The 21,931-nt window shown below is 35.6% G+C and carries 20 protein-coding genes, 1 tRNA gene and 1 riboswitch; of the genes, 1 reads left to right on the forward strand and 20 read right to left on the reverse strand.

The features are described from left to right. Nucleotides 1-40: 40 nt before the first annotated feature. Nucleotides 41-1,873, forward strand: coding sequence for a diguanylate cyclase (locus WKK_RS01690; protein WP_242821449.1), 1,833 nt, complete (start codon nt 41-43; stop codon nt 1,871-1,873). 98 nt (nt 1,874-1,971) lie between these two features. Here WKK_RS01690 and WKK_RS01695 read toward each other — a convergent pair. The 20 genes from WKK_RS01695 to WKK_RS01785 all read right to left on the reverse strand — a co-directional run bounded on the left by WKK_RS01695 (nt 1,972) and on the right by WKK_RS01785 (nt 21,921). Continuing rightward, nucleotides 1,972-2,044 (reverse strand) — tRNA-Lys (locus WKK_RS01695). Nucleotides 2,045-2,249: 205 nt separating this feature from the next. Further along, nucleotides 2,250-3,509, reverse strand: coding sequence for a peptidoglycan bridge formation glycyltransferase FemA/FemB family protein (locus WKK_RS01700; protein WP_013989248.1), 1,260 nt, complete (start codon nt 3,507-3,509; stop codon nt 2,250-2,252). 279 nt (nt 3,510-3,788) lie between these two features. Continuing rightward, a complete protein-coding gene (locus tag WKK_RS07195; protein WP_006845793.1) occupies nt 3,789-3,929 on the reverse strand; it encodes a hypothetical protein in 141 nt (46 codons plus the stop codon). An 87-nt stretch (nt 3,930-4,016) separates the two neighbouring features. Further along, a complete protein-coding gene (locus WKK_RS01705) occupies nt 4,017-4,964 on the reverse strand; it encodes a DUF1002 domain-containing protein (RefSeq protein WP_006845794.1) in 948 nt (315 codons plus the stop codon). 225 nt (nt 4,965-5,189) lie between these two features. Then, on the reverse strand, nt 5,190-6,608 hold the full coding sequence (pyk, locus tag WKK_RS01710) for a pyruvate kinase (RefSeq protein WP_006845795.1): 1,419 nt from the start codon (nt 6,606-6,608) through the stop codon (nt 5,190-5,192). Between the two features lie 289 nt (nt 6,609-6,897). After that, nucleotides 6,898-7,677 carry an ABC transporter ATP-binding protein gene (locus tag WKK_RS01715; protein WP_013989249.1) on the reverse strand — a complete coding sequence of 260 codons (780 nt, stop codon included), beginning with the start codon at nt 7,675-7,677 and terminating at the stop codon, nt 6,898-6,900. After that, nucleotides 7,674-8,573 (reverse strand): ABC transporter permease, encoded by a 900-nt coding sequence (locus tag WKK_RS01720; protein WP_006845797.1) that lies wholly within the window; start codon nt 8,571-8,573, stop codon nt 7,674-7,676. The genes WKK_RS01715 and WKK_RS01720 overlap by 4 nt, the downstream gene beginning before the upstream one ends. Nucleotides 8,574-8,577: 4 nt before the next feature. Then, nucleotides 8,578-9,576 (reverse strand): tryptophan ABC transporter substrate-binding protein, encoded by a 999-nt coding sequence (gene trpX, locus WKK_RS01725; RefSeq protein WP_013989250.1) that lies wholly within the window; start codon nt 9,574-9,576, stop codon nt 8,578-8,580. A gap of 273 nt (nt 9,577-9,849) precedes the next feature. Further along, nucleotides 9,850-10,410, reverse strand: a complete 561-nt coding sequence (locus tag WKK_RS01730) for a folate family ECF transporter S component (RefSeq protein WP_006845799.1) — start codon at nt 10,408-10,410, stop codon at nt 9,850-9,852. A gap of 39 nt (nt 10,411-10,449) precedes the next feature. Continuing rightward, nucleotides 10,450-10,577, reverse strand: a riboswitch (THF riboswitch). 281 nt (nt 10,578-10,858) lie between these two features. After that, entirely contained in the window at nt 10,859-11,482 is a 624-nt protein-coding gene (locus WKK_RS01735) for a DUF4811 domain-containing protein (RefSeq protein ID WP_013989251.1), read from the reverse strand. Nucleotides 11,483-11,484: 2 nt separating this feature from the next. Continuing rightward, the gene (locus WKK_RS01740) at nt 11,485-13,020 is read right to left on the reverse strand and encodes an MDR family MFS transporter (protein WP_013989252.1); all 1,536 of its coding nucleotides are present in this window, start codon (nt 13,018-13,020) and stop codon (nt 11,485-11,487) included. Nucleotides 13,021-13,235: 215 nt separating this feature from the next. Then, nucleotides 13,236-14,015, reverse strand: coding sequence for a CAP domain-containing protein (locus tag WKK_RS01745; protein WP_006845802.1), 780 nt, complete (start codon nt 14,013-14,015; stop codon nt 13,236-13,238). Nucleotides 14,016-14,166: 151 nt separating this feature from the next. Then, nucleotides 14,167-14,529, reverse strand: a complete 363-nt coding sequence (locus WKK_RS01750) for a fluoride efflux transporter FluC (protein WP_013989253.1) — start codon at nt 14,527-14,529, stop codon at nt 14,167-14,169. Beyond that, nucleotides 14,526-14,912, reverse strand: a complete 387-nt coding sequence (locus WKK_RS01755; RefSeq protein ID WP_013989254.1) for a fluoride efflux transporter FluC — start codon at nt 14,910-14,912, stop codon at nt 14,526-14,528. The genes WKK_RS01750 and WKK_RS01755 overlap by 4 nt, the downstream gene beginning before the upstream one ends. 23 nt (nt 14,913-14,935) lie before the next feature. Beyond that, entirely contained in the window at nt 14,936-15,832 is an 897-nt protein-coding gene (locus tag WKK_RS01760) for a cation diffusion facilitator family transporter (protein WP_013989255.1), read from the reverse strand. 120 nt (nt 15,833-15,952) lie between these two features. Beyond that, entirely contained in the window at nt 15,953-16,678 is a 726-nt protein-coding gene (locus tag WKK_RS01765; RefSeq protein WP_013989256.1) for a LysM peptidoglycan-binding domain-containing protein, read from the reverse strand. Between the two features lie 367 nt (nt 16,679-17,045). Further along, nucleotides 17,046-17,990 carry a type I pantothenate kinase gene (gene coaA / locus WKK_RS01770; RefSeq protein WP_006845807.1) on the reverse strand — a complete coding sequence of 315 codons (945 nt, stop codon included), beginning with the start codon at nt 17,988-17,990 and terminating at the stop codon, nt 17,046-17,048. Nucleotides 17,991-18,002: 12 nt separating this feature from the next. Continuing rightward, nucleotides 18,003-20,282, reverse strand: a complete 2,280-nt coding sequence (helD, locus tag WKK_RS01775; protein ID WP_013989257.1) for an RNA polymerase recycling motor HelD — start codon at nt 20,280-20,282, stop codon at nt 18,003-18,005. Nucleotides 20,283-20,495: 213 nt separating this feature from the next. Then, the gene (locus WKK_RS01780) at nt 20,496-20,873 is read right to left on the reverse strand and encodes a DUF956 family protein (RefSeq protein WP_006845809.1); all 378 of its coding nucleotides are present in this window, start codon (nt 20,871-20,873) and stop codon (nt 20,496-20,498) included. 133 nt (nt 20,874-21,006) lie between these two features. After that, nucleotides 21,007-21,921: a PTS system mannose/fructose/sorbose family transporter subunit IID gene (locus WKK_RS01785; protein WP_013989258.1), complete on the reverse strand. Its 915-nt coding sequence runs from the start codon at nt 21,919-21,921 to the stop codon at nt 21,007-21,009. Between the last annotated feature and the right edge of the window lie 10 nt (nt 21,922-21,931).

The raw sequence follows: 21,931 nt of genomic DNA on the forward strand, positions 1-21,931 counted from the left end.
TATTTTACACAACTCCATAGACATTATCAGCTTTATGCTGATGACCCTTTTAATTTCAAGTTTTTTTACAACTGGGTATGTTGGATATTTCAATCGACTCTGGAATGAAATTTTTGTCCAAAATAATGGAGGAGCCTTTCTGTGGAAACGGGCTCAAATTTTTATATTTGGTTGTGGAATTGGTTTATATATCCATTTAGCCACAATGTTTTACTTTAGCGGCCAAATTGCCATGGTTTTCCATAATATCGCGCTCTTTTTACTCGTACTACCTTTCTTATACTTAGGTGGTTACAATCGCATAGAACGTTTTCTACAGTTACTAGCTGCTGGTTACGTATGGGTTGGGCATCATATGGGGTCTATGACGATTAATGATAATATGAACCAACCCACTGTAATCATTGCTTTACTAATTACAGTTGCCCTTTTGCTCATTAGTCAGGTGCCCTTGGTTCATGACAAAATTGTTTATAACTGGCAATGCAGTCTACTATACTTTAGCTTAATTGGAATCCTATTTTGGGGGACATTACCTTCAGTTTCGATGGGAATTACCATGGGACCTGTGATAGTAGTTGAAGCAATCGTTATCTTTGTTACCATGAATATGGTCGTAATGTATTTATGGTTTAACGGATTTAAAAATACCAATCCTGGTCAATTTGAAAAAGCTGCAGACTTAGATGCCTTAACTAAAGTGCATTCCTTCGCATTTTTCCAAAACGAATCAGAAAAACTTTTTCAAAACGCACGACATAATAATAAACCGCTTAGTATTATTGAATGGGATATCGATCGTTTCAAACAAGTTAATGATACCTTTGGTCATTCAGCCGGAAATAAAATTTTAATTGAAACATCTGGTATAGTTCAAAAAACTTTAGACGAAGAAATGCCATCCGCACAGCTCTTTAGAACTGGTGGTGAAGAGTTTACAATTATGTTCCCTAATAGTTCTATCGATGATGTCCTACCTATTGTTAAAAAAGCATGGGATAACGTGCGTACAACTAATTTCTTTTATCAAGATACACCTATTGAAGTTACGATTTCTATGGGTGGAACCAATTTAGAACCAAATGACACAAAATTCAAAACTATTTATGATCGAGTCGACGAATATCTTTATATGAGTAAAAGAAACGGAAGAAACCAGATCACAATTGATGGTGAAAAAATTTATTCAGGTGAGCATCGTCAACAAGTAGTTGCTATGTATGCTTACTTCACCCAAAATTTGATGCAATTCACGCAACGGCGCTTTAAACAAGTTTCGGCTGAATTATTATTGCGTTCTTTCGATTATCAAACCAGTGAATGGAAAGTTCCAGAAGACCTCAATATTAACATTGAAGCCCAATTAATGTTAGTGAAAAAGCTGATTGATTCTAACAAGTTGAATCAAATTAGCATCAATCTTGAATTAGAACAATTTGCAGACCCACATGCAACTGACGCTCTTTTAAATTTTATGAATAATCAAAATGAATTAGAACAATTGAACATTGAAGTCTCAGATATTGATAAGATTCAAGATTGGGATTTCTTTGCACCAACAATCAAAAAATTGAATTCAGCTCATATTCGTGTTGTCTTTAATGACATTAATATGATTGAATTGACGCCTGATTTGAAGCAGCATCTCGTAACTATGAATGGAATCAAATTGAATTTGCGTTCAAAGCCAGTTGAGCAAGCTGATACTCTCCAAATGATGAAACCTTGGCTTAAATTCTGCCAAGACAATAATATTAGATTTACAATTGACGGAATTGAAAATAATGCTGATCTACAAATGGCTCGTTCATTTGGAGTTACATATATTCAAGGATTCTACTTTGGAATTCCAGAATTACCTGTCTTGAGTTAAAATATTATACTCTCTAAAGCCTCGAAAGTTAACATAACTTTTGAGGCTTTTTTAATACAAAAAAAGCATCTAGCTTAAACTAGATGCTTCCTTATTAGTGGACAGCCAGGGGTTCGAACCCTGGACCTACGGATTAAGAGTCCGTTGCTCTACCAGCTGAGCTAGCTGTCCATTTCTTAACAACATATAATATTATATATCTTTGCGATATATAATACAAGGGTTAATTTTTCAAAATCACATTTTTTATTCTAAAATATCAATGTTCCATATTTTAAATATTAATAACTATGTTAAAAAAAGTCCACACAATCATTTAATCAATTGTGTAGACTTATATTAAAAATATAAATATTTTATTGTTATTTAATAACCATTAACCGCGTCGTAAGATGGTCTTTATTAATTTCAAGACCCGATATTTAAATGGTTGGATGGGCAAAACAAACTCCCCTATCAATTGAGTTGCATAACCCTCAAATTCTGTTTTGAATGCTAAGACCCCATCAGATCCATCAAATTCACCATCAATTCCTAGAAAATTATAGATTGGGAAACCTTGTTCCAAAGCCATTTTAATCATTTCATATTGAATCAAATAAGGGCCATAAAAATCTTTGTATTTATCATACATCCCGGAGAAATAATAGTCCATTTCATTTCCTTGCCCTAAGAACATGGCTCCAGAAATTAACACTGGTTCAGTAGGAACTTCTTCCATAGATCCATACATTTGAATGATTTTATCAATTCGCTTCAAATGTTGATTTTTTTGATCATTAAATTCATTAAATTGGCCACGATTTCGCTTAGTTTCTTTAGCAGCCAAACGTTCTCCAAGCACTGATAATCGTTCATCTAATTTATCAATCGCCTCTTGTTCAGCGTTCAAATAGTCCATAAAGTTGATCTCAGCTATAATAAAATGAGCCTTGTCTTTATAAACATCAAAAACGGTTTGATAATATTCAATATCCTTATCATGAAAACCACGACGCTTAGCCGTATCTTCTAACATCTTTTTGAAATCACCCAATTCATCCCGTTTTAAGAAACGATATGTTACTCCAAATTGTTTATTCTTCTTTAGATAATATTTAACATCTTTATCTACATGATCTAAAAGATTGTCAGCCGTTATACCTTCCAATGATTTCTCATACTTCCAACCCATTGATCCATGATCAGTCATTCCCATTCGAACTGGTTGATGAATAGCACCAGTGGCAGTTATATTATTAACTAGATCATCACGCTTGTCAGTAATTGGCTCTCCATGATCATTAAAGTTTTGATAACTAAGATATGGTGAAAATTCAAGTTGCACTACCCCTTGTTCTTGTTCTTGGTAGTATTTTTTAATTTCCTCAAAAAATATTTTCACTAATTTTGGATCTTCATAATCAAGAATTGGTCCTTGTTCCATAAGGGCATTGTAACCACCATGAATTTTATTAATTGTCACAACCGCACCAGCCACCACTTGACCAGACTGTTTCATCCCAACAATTTTCACGTCTCGACCACGTTTTTGTAATAATTGATACTGTTCAGCCGATTGCATCACGAATCCATTTTTATGTTTTTCTTCAAATTCATTCCATTCTAATGGATCGATCTCAACAATTTGTGTCATATTCCCCTCCGACAATTACCTTTTAAATTATTGTTACATTAATTATTATTATATTACAATTATTTTCTTAAAAATACCTTTCAATCTTGCTACACATGATTTTGTGATAAAAAAAGTCAGGACATATTAGTCCCAACTTTTTTACTTATTAAACGTATTTCAAAGATTAAAAAACTTATTTAATGTCTATTTTCTCTTTATGATTAAAACAGAAAAATAACGCTCATTAAATTAATTATCATGGAACCATTCATTGAAATAATTTGCTAAAACGCAAAGTTACATAATTCCTTGCTTTTGAGCCTCTTCAATTAAATCTAATTCTTTGGCAGCCTGGACGGGAACAATTGTTCCACCAACTGTTATGTTATCAATACCTTTTTTCATTAACAGCTTCTTTAAACGGTTTTTCTGTGACATCTTTGACACCTCCACGACTATATTGCGTCGGGTGATTGGCCCAGCGTGACGTCCTATCCTCACTATACCACTTTAAATTAAAATTGTTTAGCTAAACAAATTGGCAAAAAAGTTTTTGACTTTATTCCAAAATCCATCCGCACTTGCTCGTAGATTGGTTGCATCTTCAGAATTCAAGAAATCATTAGCTTTTGCCATCATATTTCCTGTAGATTTTTTCAAATTATCTGCTTGATTTTTTGCATTCTTAATAAAGGCTTTATTAGAAGCAATTGGCGTTTCTTGGAAATCCTGTAGAGCAGTTACAATTGGCTGACGTGCAGTAACTGAAATATTAATATTATTATTACTCAAATTATTGTTTAATGCATTTGAGATTTCAGTGCTACTCATTTCGTTTCCTTTTTGCTTAGCACTCGCAATGTCTGATGCTGTTTCTGTTACTGCTCCCGAAAGTTTACCAGCTTTATCATCACCTACCTCTTCTTGTGCCTTGCTAGTAGCTGACAACAAGTTATTAGCTGCAGAAGTATTATCAGCATCCAAATTAGTACCATCACTAGCTAACGCCTTATAAACTCCAGCTAGAGCTGATTCACCTGAGACCGATTGATTAGAAGAAACCGTAATAATTACATCATTAACTCCCGCCATGGTAGCTGCCATGGCATATTGTTGAGAGGTTACCTTAGTAATATTGTTGTTACCATCATATTTTTCAATATTAACCAAAGTTCCAGAACCCGGTTCAGCTGGCGCCACTGAGACTGAACTGATCATGGCACTATCACTGACACCTTGTAAATTCAAATATTGATCACCATCGGCTCCGTTCACCGTCAATTGCTTAGCCTTGCTATTTGGATCCAATAGATCTAGCATACCAGACTTATCAGAATTTCCTGAACCAATGACTACATACGGTTGACTTAATTGTTTAGTTTGAGTTTGTGTAGCTGCACTAATTGGCATGCTAGTTGCTCCAAGCAAGACTGTCCCAATGATCAATGAACTAGTTAATTTTATAAATTTCATCTTTTTCCTCCATGCAACTTGATAGTCACGTGATTCTTACCTATTAATTTATAGTAACCTAATTGAAATATATTTGCAACATTTACGAATAATATAAAATATATTTGGGTTATCATTTTAACATTTAATTTTAAATAGTTAAAATATATATACAAAAACAGGCTGTCAAATTTGACAGCCTGCTTATTTTAAATTTTACCAAAAATGGTAATCTTTAAATTTAAATTAGATAGTTTGGATAGTCATCAAGTTAGTTGATCCAGCTTCAGCAGCTACACCAGCAACAACGATGATTGAATCACCCTTTTGGGCCAAACCTTGCTCAACAGCAGCCTTCTTTGATGCTTCGATAATAGCATCAGTGTTAGCTGGAGTTTCAGCAATAACTGGTTGAACTCCCCAGTAAACTTTCAAAGCACGTTCAACGCGTTCGTCATAAGTCAATGCCAAGATGTCTGCATTTGGACGATACTTTGAGATCAACTTAGCAGTGTAACCTGACTTAGTTGAGGCAACGATAGCCTTGATATCCAACTTGCTTGCTGCTTCAGCAACAGCAGCAGCGATTGATTCAGTGTTATCATCTGAAGTTACAAAGTTGTTAACATGACGACCATTCAATGCCAAAGCAGTTTCTGCCTTTTCATCGATACGAGCCATAGTTTGAACAGCTTCAACTGGGTAATCACCATTAGCTGATTCTCCAGAAAGCATAGTTGCATCTGTACCGTCAAAGACAGCATTGGCAACGTCAGAAGCTTCGGCACGTGTAGGACGTGGGTTTTCTTGCATTGAATCCAACATGTCAGTAGCAGTAATAACTGGCTTACCAGCAGCGTTCATCTTACGGATCAAATCCTTTTGTACCAATGGTACATTTTCGGCAGGAATTTCAACTCCCATGTCTCCACGAGCAACCATTAATCCATCTGAAACTTCCAAGATAGCATCGAAGTTATCGATACCTTCTTGTGATTCGATCTTAGGGAAGATCATAACGTCTTCTTTTCCGGCTTCCTTCAACAAAGCGCGGATATCGTTAACGTCTTCAGGCTTACGAACGAATGAAGCAGCGATAAAGTTGATATCATGTTGCAAACCGAAACGGATATCATCAGCATCCTTTTCAGTAATTCCAGGTAAGTTAATTGAAACACCAGGGGCGTTAACACCCTTACGTGATCCCAACAAACCATGGTTTTGAACAGTTGTGATCAATTCTTTGTTAGCTTCGTCCTTGTCAGTGATCAAGAAGTCAAGCTTCCCGTCATCAAACAAAACGTGTCCGCCAACCAAAACGTCATCAAACAAACCAGGATAAGTTACAGCAACCTTTTCCTTAGTTCCTTCTAATGAATCATCCATTGAGATACGAACAACATCCCCGATGTTGAATTCGATCTTATTAGTTGATTGAACCGTAGTACGGATCTCGGCACCCTTGGTATCAAGCAAAAATCCAACTTTAATTCCAGTAAGCTTTTCAGCTTCGTGGACAGCATTCATACGTCCCAAATGTTCTTCGTGATCTCCATGTGAGAAGTTGAAGCGCACAACGTTTGCTCCACCTTGAATCAATTTAGAAATTGTCTCGACATCGCTTGAGGCGGGGCCAAGAGTTGATACGATTTTAGTCTTCTTCATTGTAAGAAAAATCTCCTTTTGTTAACTAGGTTCTATTACTTAATTCTTCTATATTTTAACCGTTTTAGATTTAATTGTAAAATCAATTTACACCCTATAATTTGCATTAAAACTGTTTTTTGCGGTTATGTGACATTAAACACAAAACCCTAAAAATTAATGCAATTCTAAGAAAGCGATTACATTTACATTAGATCAACACTTGTCTAGAATCATTTTACTATAATTATACGAATATATATTTTATATGAACAAATATTACATTTATGTTGTATTTACATTACAATGATTAATATTTCTTAAAATGATCTAAAAGATCATTCAAATGTAATCGTTCTTTATCCTGATCACGTGCCTCAAATTCAATTCGACCAGCATTAATAATAATTAACCGATTCCCAAAATTCAAAGCATCTTCTAAATTATGAGTTATCATCAATGCAGTTAATTGGTCTACATGAATTCGTTCATTTGTGACTTTTAATAATTGTGCACTAGTTTTTGGATCTAAGGCAGCTGTATGCTCATCTAACAATAATAGCGCTGGTTTTGTAATAGTTGCCATTACAAAGCTTAACGCTTGACGTTGACCACCAGAAAGTTGACCAGTCGCCACATCCAACCGTTGTCCTAATCCATTTCCCATTTGATCAACTAGAGTTTTAAATTGATCTTTTTTAGCCTTCGTTAACTTTCTTGAAACAAGCCGATGACGTTTTCCTCTTCGAGCTGATAACAATAAATTTTCAGCCACAGTCATCCGTGGAGCAGTTCCCATTTTAGGGTCTTGAAAGACTCGAGAAATTAAATGTGTTCGTTTAATCTCATTTAATTTAGTAACATCTTGCCCATTAATTAAAACTTGTCCGGACGACAAAGGCAAAGACCCCGCAATAACATTTAAAAAGGTTGATTTACCGGCTCCATTTGAGCCCAGTACGGTTACAAAATCACCGGCCTGCATTACAAAATTAACATGATCTAAAATTGTTTTTTCATTGGGTGTCCCCTGATTTACGATCACAGTGGCATCAATTAATTCTAAAATAGGTGAACTTGATTCTGTCATTCCTTTGATCCTTTCATATTAAATAGTGTTGCCAAATGCAATGACTGTCGCAATTTAGGTAATAGTAATGCTAATCCTAAAATAATAGCGCTAAATAAATTTAAATCATTCGCATCAAAACCTAATGCCAAGACAGCTACCAAAACAAAACGATACAAAATAGATCCGATCACCACCGTCACCAAACGTTCCATTAAGGTTAACTGATCTGTATAAACAACTTCACCAATAATAATGGATGCTAAAGCTACAACAATAATTCCAATTCCCATGTTCACGTCAGCAAACCCATTATTTTGCGCCACTAGAGCGCCCCCTAATGCAATTAAAGCATTAGAAATAATTAATCCAAGGGTAATCATTGCATCCGAATCAATTCCCATTGCTCGGGCCATATTTTGATTATCTCCTGTTGCGATGAAAGCTTGTCCTAATTCAGTTTGTAAAAACCAAGCTACACTAGCAACAACCACTATTGTAATAATCAAACCCACTACAATCGTAGAAAAATTACTAGGTAGCCAATTAAATAGTGAGTTATTAAAGAGTGTTTTGACCCCTAATAATGACTTATTTGCCTGACCCATAATTCTTAAATTAATCGAATAAGTGGCCGTCATAGTCAAAATTCCAGCCAATAAAATTGGGATTTGACCTTTTGTGTACAACAATCCCGTTACTAATCCGGCGACACCACCAATAATACCGGCAATTATAATAGTCAAAAATGGATTAACCCCTTGCGCTACTAATGTAACCGAAACTGCAGCCCCTAGCGGAAAAGTCCCCTCCACTGTCATATCTGGGAAATTTAAAATACGAAATGATAAATATAGACCAATTCCCAACAAGGACCAGATAATTCCTTGCCCAATCGCTGATACAATTACTCCCATGTGCTTACTCCTTTGAGTTAATAATTTTTGCTTTTTGCATTAATTCATTAGGAATTGATATCCCTAATTTTTCGGCTTGTTTTTGATTAATCACCAAATGTCCTTGTTGCATAAATTCAACCGATTGATCTTGTACTGACTTACCAGACAAGATCCGTCCAATCATACGTCCTGTTTTAATTCCAATTTCTTTCTGATTGATTGCTTCAGCAGCAAGTCCACCTTGTTGTACCATCGTATCAACCGTTGGAAAAACAGGAACTTTAGCAGCATTAGTATTTTTAATGACCGTATTCATAGCTCCTGCAATATTATTATCAGTGGGAATAAACAATGCATCAGCTTGATGATTACTAATCAATTGTAAAACCGTTTGATTAATATCATTTGAAGATGCAACTGAAGCCACTTTAGTTGCCAATCCCTTTTGTTGAGCTAATTTTTGAAATTTATGTGCCTCAATGGTTGCCGAATCATCTGAGGAGGTATATAAAACTCCCACAGTATTCAAATTAGGTAGTATTTTTTTCATCATTTCAATTTGATCGGATAACGGTGCCTGATCTGAAACCCCAGTCACATTCCCCGTGGGATGGTCATAATTTGTTACTAATTTGGACCCAATGGGATTGGTAGACCCCGCAAATATAACCGGTTGTTTTTGTATTGTATTCGCTAAACTAATCGCAGCAGGTGTCGCAATTCCAACCGCTAAATCAACTTTTTTACTAGCAAAACGAGTCGACATGGTTTTTAAGTTCGACTGATCGCCTTGTGCATTTTGAAAATCTATTTTAATATTTTTCCCATCCTGATAACCTTCGTCAGCTAGCCCCTCTTCAATCCCTGTATAAATTTGGTGTAATGCTGGATGTGTCATAAATTGCAAAACTCCTAAAGTTGGAATTGTTTTTTTAGTATCGGCCTTATAATGTTCTTGAATGGCCGTTCCTCCTAAGAAAAGAGCCAAGCCTAATATTGTTAATTTAATTTTTATATTCATAATTTAATCCATTCCTCATGTTAAATTCCAAAAAAAAATCTACCTAGGCAAACAAACCCAGGTAGATTTCCTCATTTTTTGAGAAATACATTCCACGGATTCGGTTGCACTAGAAAAGTGCACGTCCGAATCCGCAAAATAATGCAATTCGGTCGCGTTAGAAACGCCACCAACTATTTGATTGTAAACTATTAAAATGCATTTTATTTCTCCATCTACTAATTAATAATATTTATTTTATCAAAATTAAATTACAAAGACAAGTGATCATTTTTAATTGAAAATTTGTTTAGCCATCTTAACTAACTGCTTATTGTTTAAAATCAGATAACTAATAATAACTTCAATTGGCCACATGACAAGGCTTTTAAGAGCCCGCGCCCACACAATTGGTGAATTTAAAGCGGCTTGAATAGAATGGACCGGAATAAAGTTATACATTCCCAATAAAGCCGTATTAAGAATCACATTCGCCAATAGTAGTTGTAATCCAATCGCAATCGTCAAACGCCACCATGATAGATATTCCCGCTGATAATAAGCATATCCAAAGATAAATGCGGATAGCAATTTAACTAAGGCAAAGGCAATAATATATGGCTGACCTCCTAATAAATTAGTCAAAAAATCAATCAAAAACGCCACTGGTAAGCCCCACATTGGCCCATACCATTTAGCAATTAGCCCACCGGTAATAAAAGTAAAACCGATTTGAAAAAACGAATTTCCAATAGTAAATCGGGAAATAATAATATCAAGAGCCATTAAGACTCCTAATAATGCCAACGTTTGGGTCCGCAACCTGGGTGCCCGAAAATATTCTAATGTCTTCATTTGAAAACACCTCCTTAATTAATGGAGGGTTTCACTGATGTCAGTGAATGCGAAACCTACATCGCAAACTTATTCTTTAATAACTCCAAAGAGCTTTTGAATAAATTTTTCAATCACAACCCACATTCCGTTTTTGTGATCCTTAACGCATAGACTTCTACCCTGTGAAATTCATTATCTGAACTCAATTTTTAATTATAGTCTTTCCTAGTCATTGTGTACATAGAAAAGGTAGTGCTCTTTATTTTAATTTCAGTTAAGCAAAGCATTATAAATAAACTAAAATATAAAAGGGCTGGGACAAAAATTGTCCCAGCCCTTTTATAAAACATGTACCAAAATTCAAAAAGCCTAATTTAAATAGCTTTATTTTGTAATATTCCAAAATAAGATGTGTTAAAATTCATAAATTATGACATTCTATATAATCAGATTTGTTGTATTAATGTTAGTTTTGTCCTTGAGCTTGTGCCAAAGCAGCTTGCTGTTTTTGCATTGCAGCTAACTTTTTAGCCGTTGCTTGAGCTTCCTCAGGAGTCATTGCTTTCCAACCATTCTTAGGAACGGTAACAATAGCTTCCTTCTTTTGTAAGATACCATCCATACCTGCAAAGTTAAACAATAGCTTTGCTAGGTCTGAATCCCAACGCCAACGAGTTTCTTTAATTGTAACTGTGGCTTGATCAGTATCCTTCACTTGGTACTTAGCAGTACTGTGAATAAAACTATTGATCTTCTTTTGGTTTGGTACAAAGTGTGCTGATGCTTCTTTATCGTTTTCATGATCACGATAAATAAACACATAATCGTCAGCTTTAGTTCCAATTTGCTTGGTAATAACCAACTTAACTGGTGACTCTGCTGGTCCAGCTGAGTAAATCTTTTTAGTTGTTGTAGTTGTAACTTTCTTCATTCCCCAGTGTTGATGGAAATTCAATGTAGTTAAGGCCACAGCACCAATTAACAAGATGATACCAATAAGACCGAATACCAAACGAGCCATTGGCTTTTTTAATACAACAAATGCATAAAATACAAATATTGCTAAAATAATTAAAATGAAAATCATCATAATTACTTCACCCCTTTCGTATAGTCTACATCAATATCTTTCTTTTCGTGCTTTCCAGCTAAGAAATTAGCAACAATAAATCCAGCGATCGCAAACATCATTCCAATTCCAAATGAAACATGGAATCCCTGAAGAGAAGCGTCAGCCATCTTAGATGCATACTGAATTGGATTTTCAGTCATAAGATGATGAGCTGGAGTATTATTGTTAATAATATTTTGAGTAACTGAAGTCAAAAGTGCAACAACTACCGCTGAAGCAACTTGACGTGCCGTATTATTGGCTGCAGTTCCATCGGCAGCATCTTTAACTGGTAATGCTGACATAGCTGATGCTGTCAAAGGCATCATAACCATGGCGATTCCGAACATACGTAGAGCATACAAAACAGTTACATAGTGAATTGGTGTATCAATTCCCAAGAAGATGAATGGGAAGGTTGCGATCGTTAAGATAGCAAATCCGATTCGTGACAAACGCTTTGCCCCAACCTTGTCGTAAGCAATTCCAGAAATTGGTGACATAAGTCCCATCATCAAAGCTCCTGGTAACAAGGCTAATCCTGAATCCAATGGTGAAAGTCCGTGCACATTTTGCATGTACAAAGGCAACATCATTTCAACACCCATCATCGCCATCATTGCTAAGGCAACCAAAATGGTTGTAATTGTAAATTGCTTATTCTTAAAGACCCGCACATTCAAGAATGGTCGGTCCAACTTCAATTGGCGATAACCAAATAATAGAATAAAGGCAATCCCTATAACGATTGGTAAGATAACATTCATCATGTCACCCCATCCATCAGTGGCAACATTAGTGAAGCCCCAAAGGAATGAACCAAATCCAATTGTAGAAAGAATTAATGATAACCATTCTAGATTAGCTTTACGATTAGGAATAACGTCCTTAAAGAAGAAAAGTCCTAAGACAATTGAAATTCCCAAAACAATCATTGGGAATACGAAGATTGAACGCCATGAATCACTTAACGTCAATCCTAAGATGACGTGGTCTTTTTCCAAAATCCAACCTGAAAGGGTTGGGCCAATGGCTGGTGCCATTCCAACGACCAGGCCACTCAATCCCATAGCAATTCCACGTTGCTTTTCAGGGAAAATATTAACCATTACCAATTGCATCAAGGGCATGGTAATTCCAACTGACAGAGCTTGTAATGCTCGTCCAGCGATGAATAATGGCCAAAATTCAGACTTGGCTGGAGTAACAGCAGTTAACAACATTCCTAAAAATAGTAGGATATATGCTACTTCGTACAACCACTTAGTTCGAAAGCGGGTCATTAAGTAAGCTGACACAGGAATCATAATTCCGTTCACTAACAAGAACCAAGTTGTGGCCTGTTGTGCAGTTGCCATTGAAATATCAAAGTCCTTCATTAAAGTTGGAATTGCTGTTCCTAATGACGTTTGGTTTAACGTACCGGCGAAAGTTGCGAATAAAATAATAAGTACTAATGCAACACGCGAATACGGCTTACCATGAATATCTAATGCTTTTGTTTGATCAGTTTCCATTTTTTCCTCCTTAACATCTCGATAGATGTTTTAATCATGTTGACTATTGTAAAGTTTCTTAACAAAAAAATCAACATATTTTATTTGACTTTTTTTGTGCAAACGATACCAAGTTAAACAGCTAGCCATTAAAAATTTCAAATTAAAAAGTCCAAAACAAAAATGTTTCAGACTTTTTTATAAGTTTTTATAGGTTAGATCGAGAACATTTAAAATTAATAAGCTTCACCAACGATAACACCGTTAACATAACCAAAACCAACATGAGTATATGAAGAATTCATTTCCCAATTACGATGACCATTAGCTGCCCCAACCATGTTAGTTTCATTATACCAAGCTGAAACAACCGTTGATCCAGCTCCAAATCCAATAGCAATAACTTCACCCTGTGTATGGAAGTGATCAGAAGGAATTCCTGAAGCGGCAACAATTGCAGCTCGTCCTTGAGCCTTAGCTGCCAAACCTGAATCCCAATTCAACTTACTCAAACCAGCACTAGCACGCATAGCGTTCAAGGCTGCCAAAGTTGCATCATTTGATGAAACTGCAGTTGAAGCAGTACTATTGGCTACATTAGCTTTTTGATTTGTAGCAGTTGAACGACTGGTTTTGCTGCTAGCTGCACTAGTAGAACTTGCTTGCTCACTGCTATCAGCATTAACTGATTCATCTTTTGCTTCAGCTGTATCGTCCCCAGATAATTTCAATTGTGATCCATTGATAATTACACTTGAACTATTCAAGTTATTGTATTTTTGTAAATCATCCGTTGAAACACCAGTAACATCAGAGATTGATGATAACGTATCTCCAGCTTGGACAGTATACATTGGTGTATTTTTAGCTTCATCTGCATTTTTTTGAACATCATCAACTGATGCATCCCGGAAAGTTTTAGTAGCTTGATCAGCAGAAGCATGCCCCCCCATAAATGGGATTGCTGAAGCGGCAGCTGCGATTGCGGTTCCAATAATTTTCTTCGTATTACTCATATTAATTAATCTCTCACCTTCACTTATTTTTATAATTTTTATTTGTATTTACATTAGCCTTAAACAATATAACAAAAATACGTAACGAGAATATTACGAACAATCGAAATATTACATCTATTTCTTTACAAAACCTTTAAGTAGACCATTTTTATGCCAAATACATCCCTAAAATTAAAATCGGCAACCCTAAAATAAACATAATCCCAGTTTTAAGCAAAACTAAGTCAATCTGTTTTCTATTATCTTGATTCAACGATTGTGCTAATTCATTCATGGGTGTCGAAAAAGTTGAAAAGCCTCCCATAATCCCTGATGTGACTAAGGTATGCCATGGATAAGATAGGCTTAATCCACTTAAATATCCCATCCCAAAAGCCGCTAATAAATTAATTATCACAACCATCCAACTATTTGAAAGAATACTTACTTTCGTTAACCGATCTAGCATATAAAAACGTAACATTGATCCAATTGCCGCACCCATTCCAACTATTAATATTTTTAGAATCATTTTTGAATAACCTTTCCCCCAGCCCACTCAGCTGCATAGACCATCAAAACACCGCCGATGATACTAATAGAACAATAAAGGAGCGCTGGAAAAATCGTTAATTTGGTTAATTCTAACATTAACGTAGAATAAGTTGTATAGGCTCCCATAATACCAACAAAAATAAAATCACTTTGAATTTGATTTAATAAGCTTAACTTTTTGATTAAAATTTCCGTTAGTAAAACTGTCAAAAATGTTCCCGTTAAATTAATCACAAGAGTTCCTAACGGATTCATATTCTGAAAAATTATTTCTACACTTTCGCGCAGTGCGCCACCGATGAATCCCCCAACACCAATCATCGCTATTTGACCAAGCCAATGATTTTGATCCTGTTTCATTTTCTAATTACTCCCACTCTATGTCAATTTTCTGACTGACATTCATTTAGATCGACTATTTGATCATTAAGATGATCAACTTCAGGTTGAACCGTTACATGATCAATTTGATAATTTTCCAAAATAACCTGTTGAATTTCATGAATACTTTGTTCCACTTGAATTAATGGCTGATTTTCCATTGTCACATGAAAGGTTAACAACGTCTGATCTTCGTCTATTTGCCAAATATGAAAATGATGTGCGCCTTTCACGTAAGGACATTCCAAAATCAATTTTCTAACATCGTTTAAATCTACATTTGGATTTGATTCCATTAAAATATTTGTAGCTTCTTTTAGTACCGACCAAGTTTCATGCATAATATAGATTGCCACCACCAAAGTAATAAGCGGATCCAACCATAACCAGTTTGCCCAAGTAATCATCACTGCTGCAAAAATAACACCAACTGACGATAACGCATCTCCAATCACATGCAACAAGGCAGCCCGTTGATTTAAATTACCTTCTCCTCGCGCTAATACCATTCCGGTTATAACATTAGCGATCAATCCGATCACCGAAATGATCAACATTAAATTTCCTTGAATTGGATGAGGATTAAAAAAGCCTTTTACGGATTCAAAAATTAAGAACAATGAAACCATAATCATAAAAGTAGAATTGACAAAAGCTGCTATAATCTGAGCACGACGATAGCCAAAAGTATTTTTAGCATTCATTCCTCGACCAGAAATTAATTGTGCCACCCATGCAATCACTAAAGAAACCACATCTGTTAAATTATGTATTGCATCAGAAACTAGTGCTAAAGAACCAGAAATTAATCCGCCCATTAATTCTGCCACCGTTATAATAATATTCATTATGGTCGAAATTAAATAACGTCTATTATTCATATTATGTTCATGCTTCATATTAATCCACACTCCTTATCCCTTCATTTTAGCATAGGCTAGTCAGGGTATAAATCAAATATACAAACAAAAAAGGTTGATATCAAAATATCAACCTTTTTTTTAATTTAAGATTTAATCTTACCACCAACCATGTGATGAACGGAAGGCAATTGCACTATCAATAGATCCGTAACGAGAAACTGCATAGCTAATCATTCCAGAAGTTTGGTTTGCAACTGAGCCATAACCCCATGAGTTCATAGTTTGACCCAAACCGTGATACCCATTTGGTGAAACGGCATTAGGATTACCACCAGATTCAGGCATAACAACACTTTGCCATAGTGAGGCAGTTCCTCCAGCAGCAATAAATTGATCGTAAACTGATCCAGAACCAGTAACTGCAGTAGCTACGGCAGCAGGTGATGATGCAGCTACTTGCTTAGTATCAGTATTAGCAGCTGTTGATGCAGCAGCTGAAGCTGATGATGCGGCGGCTTCGGAAGCTGCGGCTGATGATGCAGCGGCCTCTGAGGCTGAAGCTGATGATTCAGCAGCAAGTGATGTAGTTGCATCGTCAGCTGCTTGAGCAGCAACGTCAGTAGCAGTAGCTGTTGATGCAGCTACTTGAGTATCATCATCTGATACTACTAATTCTTGATCTTTAATGATCAAGTTAGCATCTTTTAAATTATTAGCTTGTACTAAATCGTTAACGGTTGTATTGAACTTTGTTGCAATATCGCTCAAAGTATCTCCACCTTCAACGGTATAAGTAGTAGCGGCGTGAATAGCAGTTTGACCAGCCCCAAATACGGCAGTCAATCCAGCAACTGTTAAAGCTGTTTCTTTTACTTTATTCATTATTTAAAACTCTCCTAGACTTCAGAAATCCATCTACTGCGCTCCAAGCATTATTACTGGGCGCTTCTTTACGACGTATCCGCCGTAATCAACATATATAAGTTTACCAAGCTGAGCCGATTTTATATTAAGTTAGCTTTACAATCTGTTACCAGGTTCCAAAATACATTCAGTTTAATGTCACACTTCTGTAATAAAGCCTCTTTTTAGGCTATTCAAGGCTGATATACAGCCATTTTAATTCAATTTAATTGATTTGATTTTTTCTTTACTAATGTAATTTAAAATCTTTTTTTTTATAAATATGCTTATGATTTATAGATATACAGCCATTTGTAATATTATCGTAACATTGATAAGTTACATTTTAGAAATTACGTAACCAAACTTCAGTGATTTGATGCCCTTTTTCCTTCTTCAAAACTATATCAGCCCGACTTCTAGTTGGCAAAATATACTGTTCTAAGTTAGGTATATTAACACTTTGCCAAATTGTACGACCAATTTTGATCGCCTCATCTTTTGATAAACTCGTCCATTGCCAAAAGTAATTAGTAATATCATGCTCGCGTTTAGTTTTTTCCAGCAGCGCTAAGAAGCGATCTAAATACCAAGTTTCTATTAACAACTTTGGAGCATCTACATAAATCGAAAGATCAAAAAAATCAGATAACGAAACCGAGAATTGTTCTGAAAACTGTAAAGTATTGACGCCTTCAACAATTAAAATACTAGGTTGTTGAAATTCTTCATAGCTATCTGGAACCACATCAGACAATTCATGTGAATATATAGGTACCTTCAAACTGTTTTCTCCTGCTTTGACCGTATTTAAAAATTTGATCATATCAGCCGTATTATATGATTCTGGGAATCCTTTACGTTTCATCAGATGGCGTTGTTCTAATTCTAAGTTTGAATACAGGAAACCATCCGTCGTAGTTAACGCCACCTGTTCTTCACCATATTCCACCTGCAACATATTTTGAAGTAATCTTGCTGTTGTTGATTTACCTACTGCCACCGAACCTGCAATTCCAACGATAAAAGGAATTTTTCTAGTAACCTGTTGCGAAAACTGTTGCCGTTCAACTAAATCTAAATCATATTGTCTTTTTCGTAAAATAATATAATTTACCAATGGTTCGTAAATTTTACTGACATCATCCATCGATATTTCATCATTAAAGGCCTTAATTTGATTCAATAATTGAGGTGTAATTAATTCTCCAGCTCGTTGAGCAACCGAAGTATTCAACTTTTGCCAAGCTTCTCGGGGATATTTAGAAAATATTCTTTCATTATCTTCCATGATTAATAGCCATTACTTTCTATCGTAAAGATTAGGATCCACATTTAACAATGGGCTAAGTTGTTGTTTAGCCACAATTGTTAATTGATGCATAGCTCTTGAAGCAATCGTATAAACCAATTGACGCTCATCATCACCATTATAATTAGTAGCTGAAGCATCCCACATAATGACAGCATCAAATTCAAGCCCCTTAGCTAAGTAAGCCGGAACAATTATTACGCCTGGCACTAATCGCTGGTTTTCCGTGCGTATTACTGTCACAGGATGGCTTTCATTTAAGTAAACATAAACTTGTTCTGCCTCTTTGAGTGTTTTCGTAATAATCGCCGTTGTCTCATCAATTTGATCATTTTGTGTTAATTGCGTCAAGACTGCTTCTGTCATCGCTGTGTCATTTGGCAAAATTTCAATCGTTGGCTTAGCACCAGTTCGTTCAAATGCATCAATTTGAACCCCATTGATTAGGGTAGCTTTAGCAAAATCAGTAATCTGCTGTGTTGAACGATATGTTTGTGTTAATTGAATAAATTCAGTCTTTTCGGCTCCAAATAGCTCTTTTAACTCATCTTGTAAGGTGACTGCATTCGCCTTGGTAAAGATAGCTTGATTCAAATCACCTAACATCGTAAAGCGAGCTTTTGGAAAACTGAATTTCAAAAATGCTAACTGGAAAGGAGTATAATCTTGAATTTCATCAATAAAGACAAATCGAATATCACGCTCCCCATGACTTCCTTTAATTACATCAAATAAGTACATAAATGGTGTCATATCAGCCAAATTTAATTCTTTTTGTTTTAACTCCTCAATTGTGAGCGCTAAACTCTTTTCCCATTCCTCATCATTAATCCCAACTTGAGTTAAATCAGTTAATTTAGGAACAAATCGTAATAAGTCCAAAAATTGGGCGTTAATATTCAAGAACCGTGTCCGACTAATTTGTTGCAAAACTGGTCGCATTTCGTTTTGTACAATAATTTTGGCTAGTGCGTTATACTCAGCTTTTTCATCTTTAAATTCACGAACTTGATCACCTAAAATTGAATCATATTCTTCCTTTGAAAGATTTTGAATGGCATATTCCACCCAATCAGCCTTCATTTCGGCCCCAATTATCCCTCTAACTTTACTTAATAAACGTTCCTTAGTCACTTCCAAACGTTGCCCTAATTTATAGTTTTCATTGAATGAATAATAAATATCAGCAATTTGTTCTTTGGAAATCATCTCCTTACCTCGGAATTTAATTGATCGGAAGCGAATTCCTGTCTGATTTAATTGATCAGTATAAACTTTAATAAGATCGAAATATAATTTAGTTCCTTTAAATTGATTAATTTTTTGGCGCCAAGCAGGTTGACTCTCTTCAAATCGGGCTTGTAGCGTCTCTAACTTCAATTTTGGTAATCGTCGTGAAGCATACTGATAGAAGGTCATCTGAATCATATTTTGCTCACCCATTTCGGGTAGCACTTGATCAATATAATCATTAAACAATTGATTTGGTGAGAACATTACCACCTGACCAGCTGTTAAATTACCTCGATAACGATACAAAAGATATGCCACTCGTTGTAAGACAGCTGAAGTTTTACCTGATCCGGCTGCCCCTTGAACAAACAATAGTTCAGCATGAGTATTCCGGATAATTTTATTTTGTTCTCGTTGAATCGTTGTTACAATCGATTTCATCTTCGTTGATGATTCACCAGCAACGGCATCTAACAACATTTGATCACCAACAACTTCATCTGTGTCAAATAGGGTTACAATTTTTTTATCTTCAATTTGAAATTGTCGTTTTAAACTGACATTTGCCGCCTGTGGTCCAACAGGTGTCTCATATGTAACAGATCCTAACCCTGCATCATAATAAATAGATGAAATTGGCGCCCGCCAATCATATACCAAAAAATTATCGGGTTGATCTGAAAAAGAAGCCAAACCAATATAAATGGGTTCTATTTTATCAGATCCTTCATCTTGGACATCAATTCGTGCAAAATAAGGATTTTTTGCCAAACGGGCTAAAGTTTGAGCTTGATGTTGAGCAGAAGTTTGGGCCATTTCCCGTTCTTGTAACATCTGTTGTTGTTGTCGAACTGACATCGCGGTTTCGAATAATCCCGAATAAGTGGATGACTTAAATCGAACATCATTCCACCCTTTTTCTACTTCTACTTGGCCCTCCTCAGCACGAGCCAGTTGAGCATTATTATCTTGTTGGGCTTGTTCAATCTTGTCTAAAACATGATCTAGACGTTTTTGTTCATATTCAAATTCATTCATCGATGAGCCTGCTTTCAAAAAATTGGTTATTCTATATTATCATATATATCATTAATATTAAAGTTTCTAACAAATTCTTTATATTTTCCTACCTATAATATATGCAACATTTTCAATTATAACTTTTAACTTATCTCCTATGCACTAGAATCTATTGTTATCGTAACTAAAAAGCGTCTGGCTCAATAATTATTGAGCCAGACGTTTTTTAGTTTATTTATTTTTAGTGAAAAATGATTTAAATGTAAGAGTCATTTGCTTCCAAAAACTTTGTCGCCTTAGAACTTTTTCATTCCCAATATGCTGGCGAATTGTTTTTAAAACAGCACCAACCTCTTTGGATGAAAAATCAAGATCACCAATTGAAGTAATAACCTTAAAGCGACGACCTAATTTTTTATTATAATGTAATTGAGCATAAACAACTTTCATTTCTTCCCACGGTATCTGAATAAAATCATTAACATTATTCGTATTAAAGAATTCAAAGCCATTATCACCAATTAAAAAATCACCATATTTAGCCCCAATTCCTAAATATGAAATTCCTGGTGCTTTCAATTCCACTCGTGTATTAATTGATTCAACCATTTGCTATCCCCCTAAATTTTATAAAATTTTTCGCAAAAGTCTCGAAATTTGATTGCTTTGTAGCATTATAATATTTTCTAATAAAAAGAGTCCGGACTAAAAATCTGGTCCAGACCCGCCTGTGATAATCTTTTTACATAATGTGTAGGACGTGTAATACAATTCCAATTACGAAAAGTCCAATAATCAAAACAATTGGTGAAACCTTCTTCTTAAGTAACCACATGCAAGCAAATGTCAAAAGCAATCCCATCAAACCAGGAATCAACAAATCAATATTGTTTTGCAAAGTATTTGGTGCTTCCTTAACAAGGCTAAGGCCATCAGCTTGTTGGCTCAAAATTTGTTGCAACTTTGATCCAGTAACATTTCCCTTAGGGAAGTTAATATAGGCACCTTCAGCTAATTTATTAGATGGTAGTTCAAGGGTGAACTTAACGTTAACCCATCGCTCAACCAAGACTGCTAAGATGAACATTCCTAAGATTGAAGCACCTTTTGTAATGTCTTTTAGCAAACCACCAGATAAGTCTTTAGTGATTTCATTTCCAGCACGATATCCAAATTCTTGTGTATACCACATAAAGGCCCAACGAATTATATTCCAAGCCACGAAGAACAAAATTGGCCCCAAAATATTTCCGCTCATGGCTAGTGATGCACCTAGAGCTCCCAAAATTGGTCGAACCGTGAACCAGAAGACTGGATCTCCGACCCCAGCAAGTGGTCCCATCATTCCAATCTTAACACCTTGGATGGCCGCATCATCAATTGCAGCCCCATTAGCTCGTTCTTCTTCCAAAGCCAATGTAACTCCCAAAACAGGCGAAGCTAAATATGGATGAGTATTAAAGAACTCCATGTGCCGCTTCAAAGCTTGCGCACGATCGTCTTTTTTCGGATAAAGCTTTTTGATGGCTGGCATCAATGAATAAGCGAACCCCAAATTCTGCATTCGCTCATAATTCCATGAACCTTGCAAAATTGTTGAACGAAGGGCAACAGAAAATCGATCTTTTTTAGTAAGTGTAATTCTTTCTTCAGTCATAATTTCGTTC

Origin of the sequence: Weissella koreensis KACC 15510 (genome assembly GCF_000219805.1) — a bacterium.
Classification (GTDB): domain Bacteria; phylum Bacillota; class Bacilli; order Lactobacillales; family Lactobacillaceae; genus Weissella; species Weissella koreensis.

Excerpts from the sequence above, each read along its gene's own strand:
- WKK_RS01690 (WP_242821449.1), top strand. The coding sequence starts at position 41 with ATGACCCTTTTAATTTCAAGTTTTTTTACAACTGGGTATGTTGGATAT.
- WKK_RS01700 (WP_013989248.1), bottom strand. The coding sequence starts at position 3,509 with ATGACACAAATTGTTGAGATCGATCCATTAGAATGGAATGAATTTGAA.
- WKK_RS07195 (WP_006845793.1), bottom strand. The coding sequence starts at position 3,929 with ATGTCACAGAAAAACCGTTTAAAGAAGCTGTTAATGAAAAAAGGTATT.
- WKK_RS01705 (WP_006845794.1), bottom strand. The coding sequence starts at position 4,964 with ATGAAATTTATAAAATTAACTAGTTCATTGATCATTGGGACAGTCTTG.
- pyk (WP_006845795.1), bottom strand. The coding sequence starts at position 6,608 with ATGAAGAAGACTAAAATCGTATCAACTCTTGGCCCCGCCTCAAGCGAT.
- WKK_RS01715 (WP_013989249.1), bottom strand. The coding sequence starts at position 7,677 with ATGACAGAATCAAGTTCACCTATTTTAGAATTAATTGATGCCACTGTG.
- WKK_RS01720 (WP_006845797.1), bottom strand. The coding sequence starts at position 8,573 with ATGGGAGTAATTGTATCAGCGATTGGGCAAGGAATTATCTGGTCCTTG.
- trpX (WP_013989250.1), bottom strand. The coding sequence starts at position 9,576 with ATGAATATAAAAATTAAATTAACAATATTAGGCTTGGCTCTTTTCTTA.
- WKK_RS01730 (WP_006845799.1), bottom strand. The coding sequence starts at position 10,410 with ATGAAGACATTAGAATATTTTCGGGCACCCAGGTTGCGGACCCAAACG.
- WKK_RS01735 (WP_013989251.1), bottom strand. The coding sequence starts at position 11,482 with ATGATGATTTTCATTTTAATTATTTTAGCAATATTTGTATTTTATGCA.
- WKK_RS01740 (WP_013989252.1), bottom strand. The coding sequence starts at position 13,020 with ATGGAAACTGATCAAACAAAAGCATTAGATATTCATGGTAAGCCGTAT.
- WKK_RS01745 (WP_006845802.1), bottom strand. The coding sequence starts at position 14,015 with ATGAGTAATACGAAGAAAATTATTGGAACCGCAATCGCAGCTGCCGCT.
- WKK_RS01750 (WP_013989253.1), bottom strand. The coding sequence starts at position 14,529 with ATGATTCTAAAAATATTAATAGTTGGAATGGGTGCGGCAATTGGATCA.
- WKK_RS01755 (WP_013989254.1), bottom strand. The coding sequence starts at position 14,912 with ATGAAACAGGATCAAAATCATTGGCTTGGTCAAATAGCGATGATTGGT.
- WKK_RS01760 (WP_013989255.1), bottom strand. The coding sequence starts at position 15,832 with ATGAAGCATGAACATAATATGAATAATAGACGTTATTTAATTTCGACC.
- WKK_RS01765 (WP_013989256.1), bottom strand. The coding sequence starts at position 16,678 with ATGAATAAAGTAAAAGAAACAGCTTTAACAGTTGCTGGATTGACTGCC.
- coaA (WP_006845807.1), bottom strand. The coding sequence starts at position 17,990 with ATGGAAGATAATGAAAGAATATTTTCTAAATATCCCCGAGAAGCTTGG.
- helD (WP_013989257.1), bottom strand. The coding sequence starts at position 20,282 with ATGAATGAATTTGAATATGAACAAAAACGTCTAGATCATGTTTTAGAC.
- WKK_RS01780 (WP_006845809.1), bottom strand. The coding sequence starts at position 20,873 with ATGGTTGAATCAATTAATACACGAGTGGAATTGAAAGCACCAGGAATT.
- WKK_RS01785 (WP_013989258.1), bottom strand. The coding sequence starts at position 21,921 with ATGACTGAAGAAAGAATTACACTTACTAAAAAAGATCGATTTTCTGTT.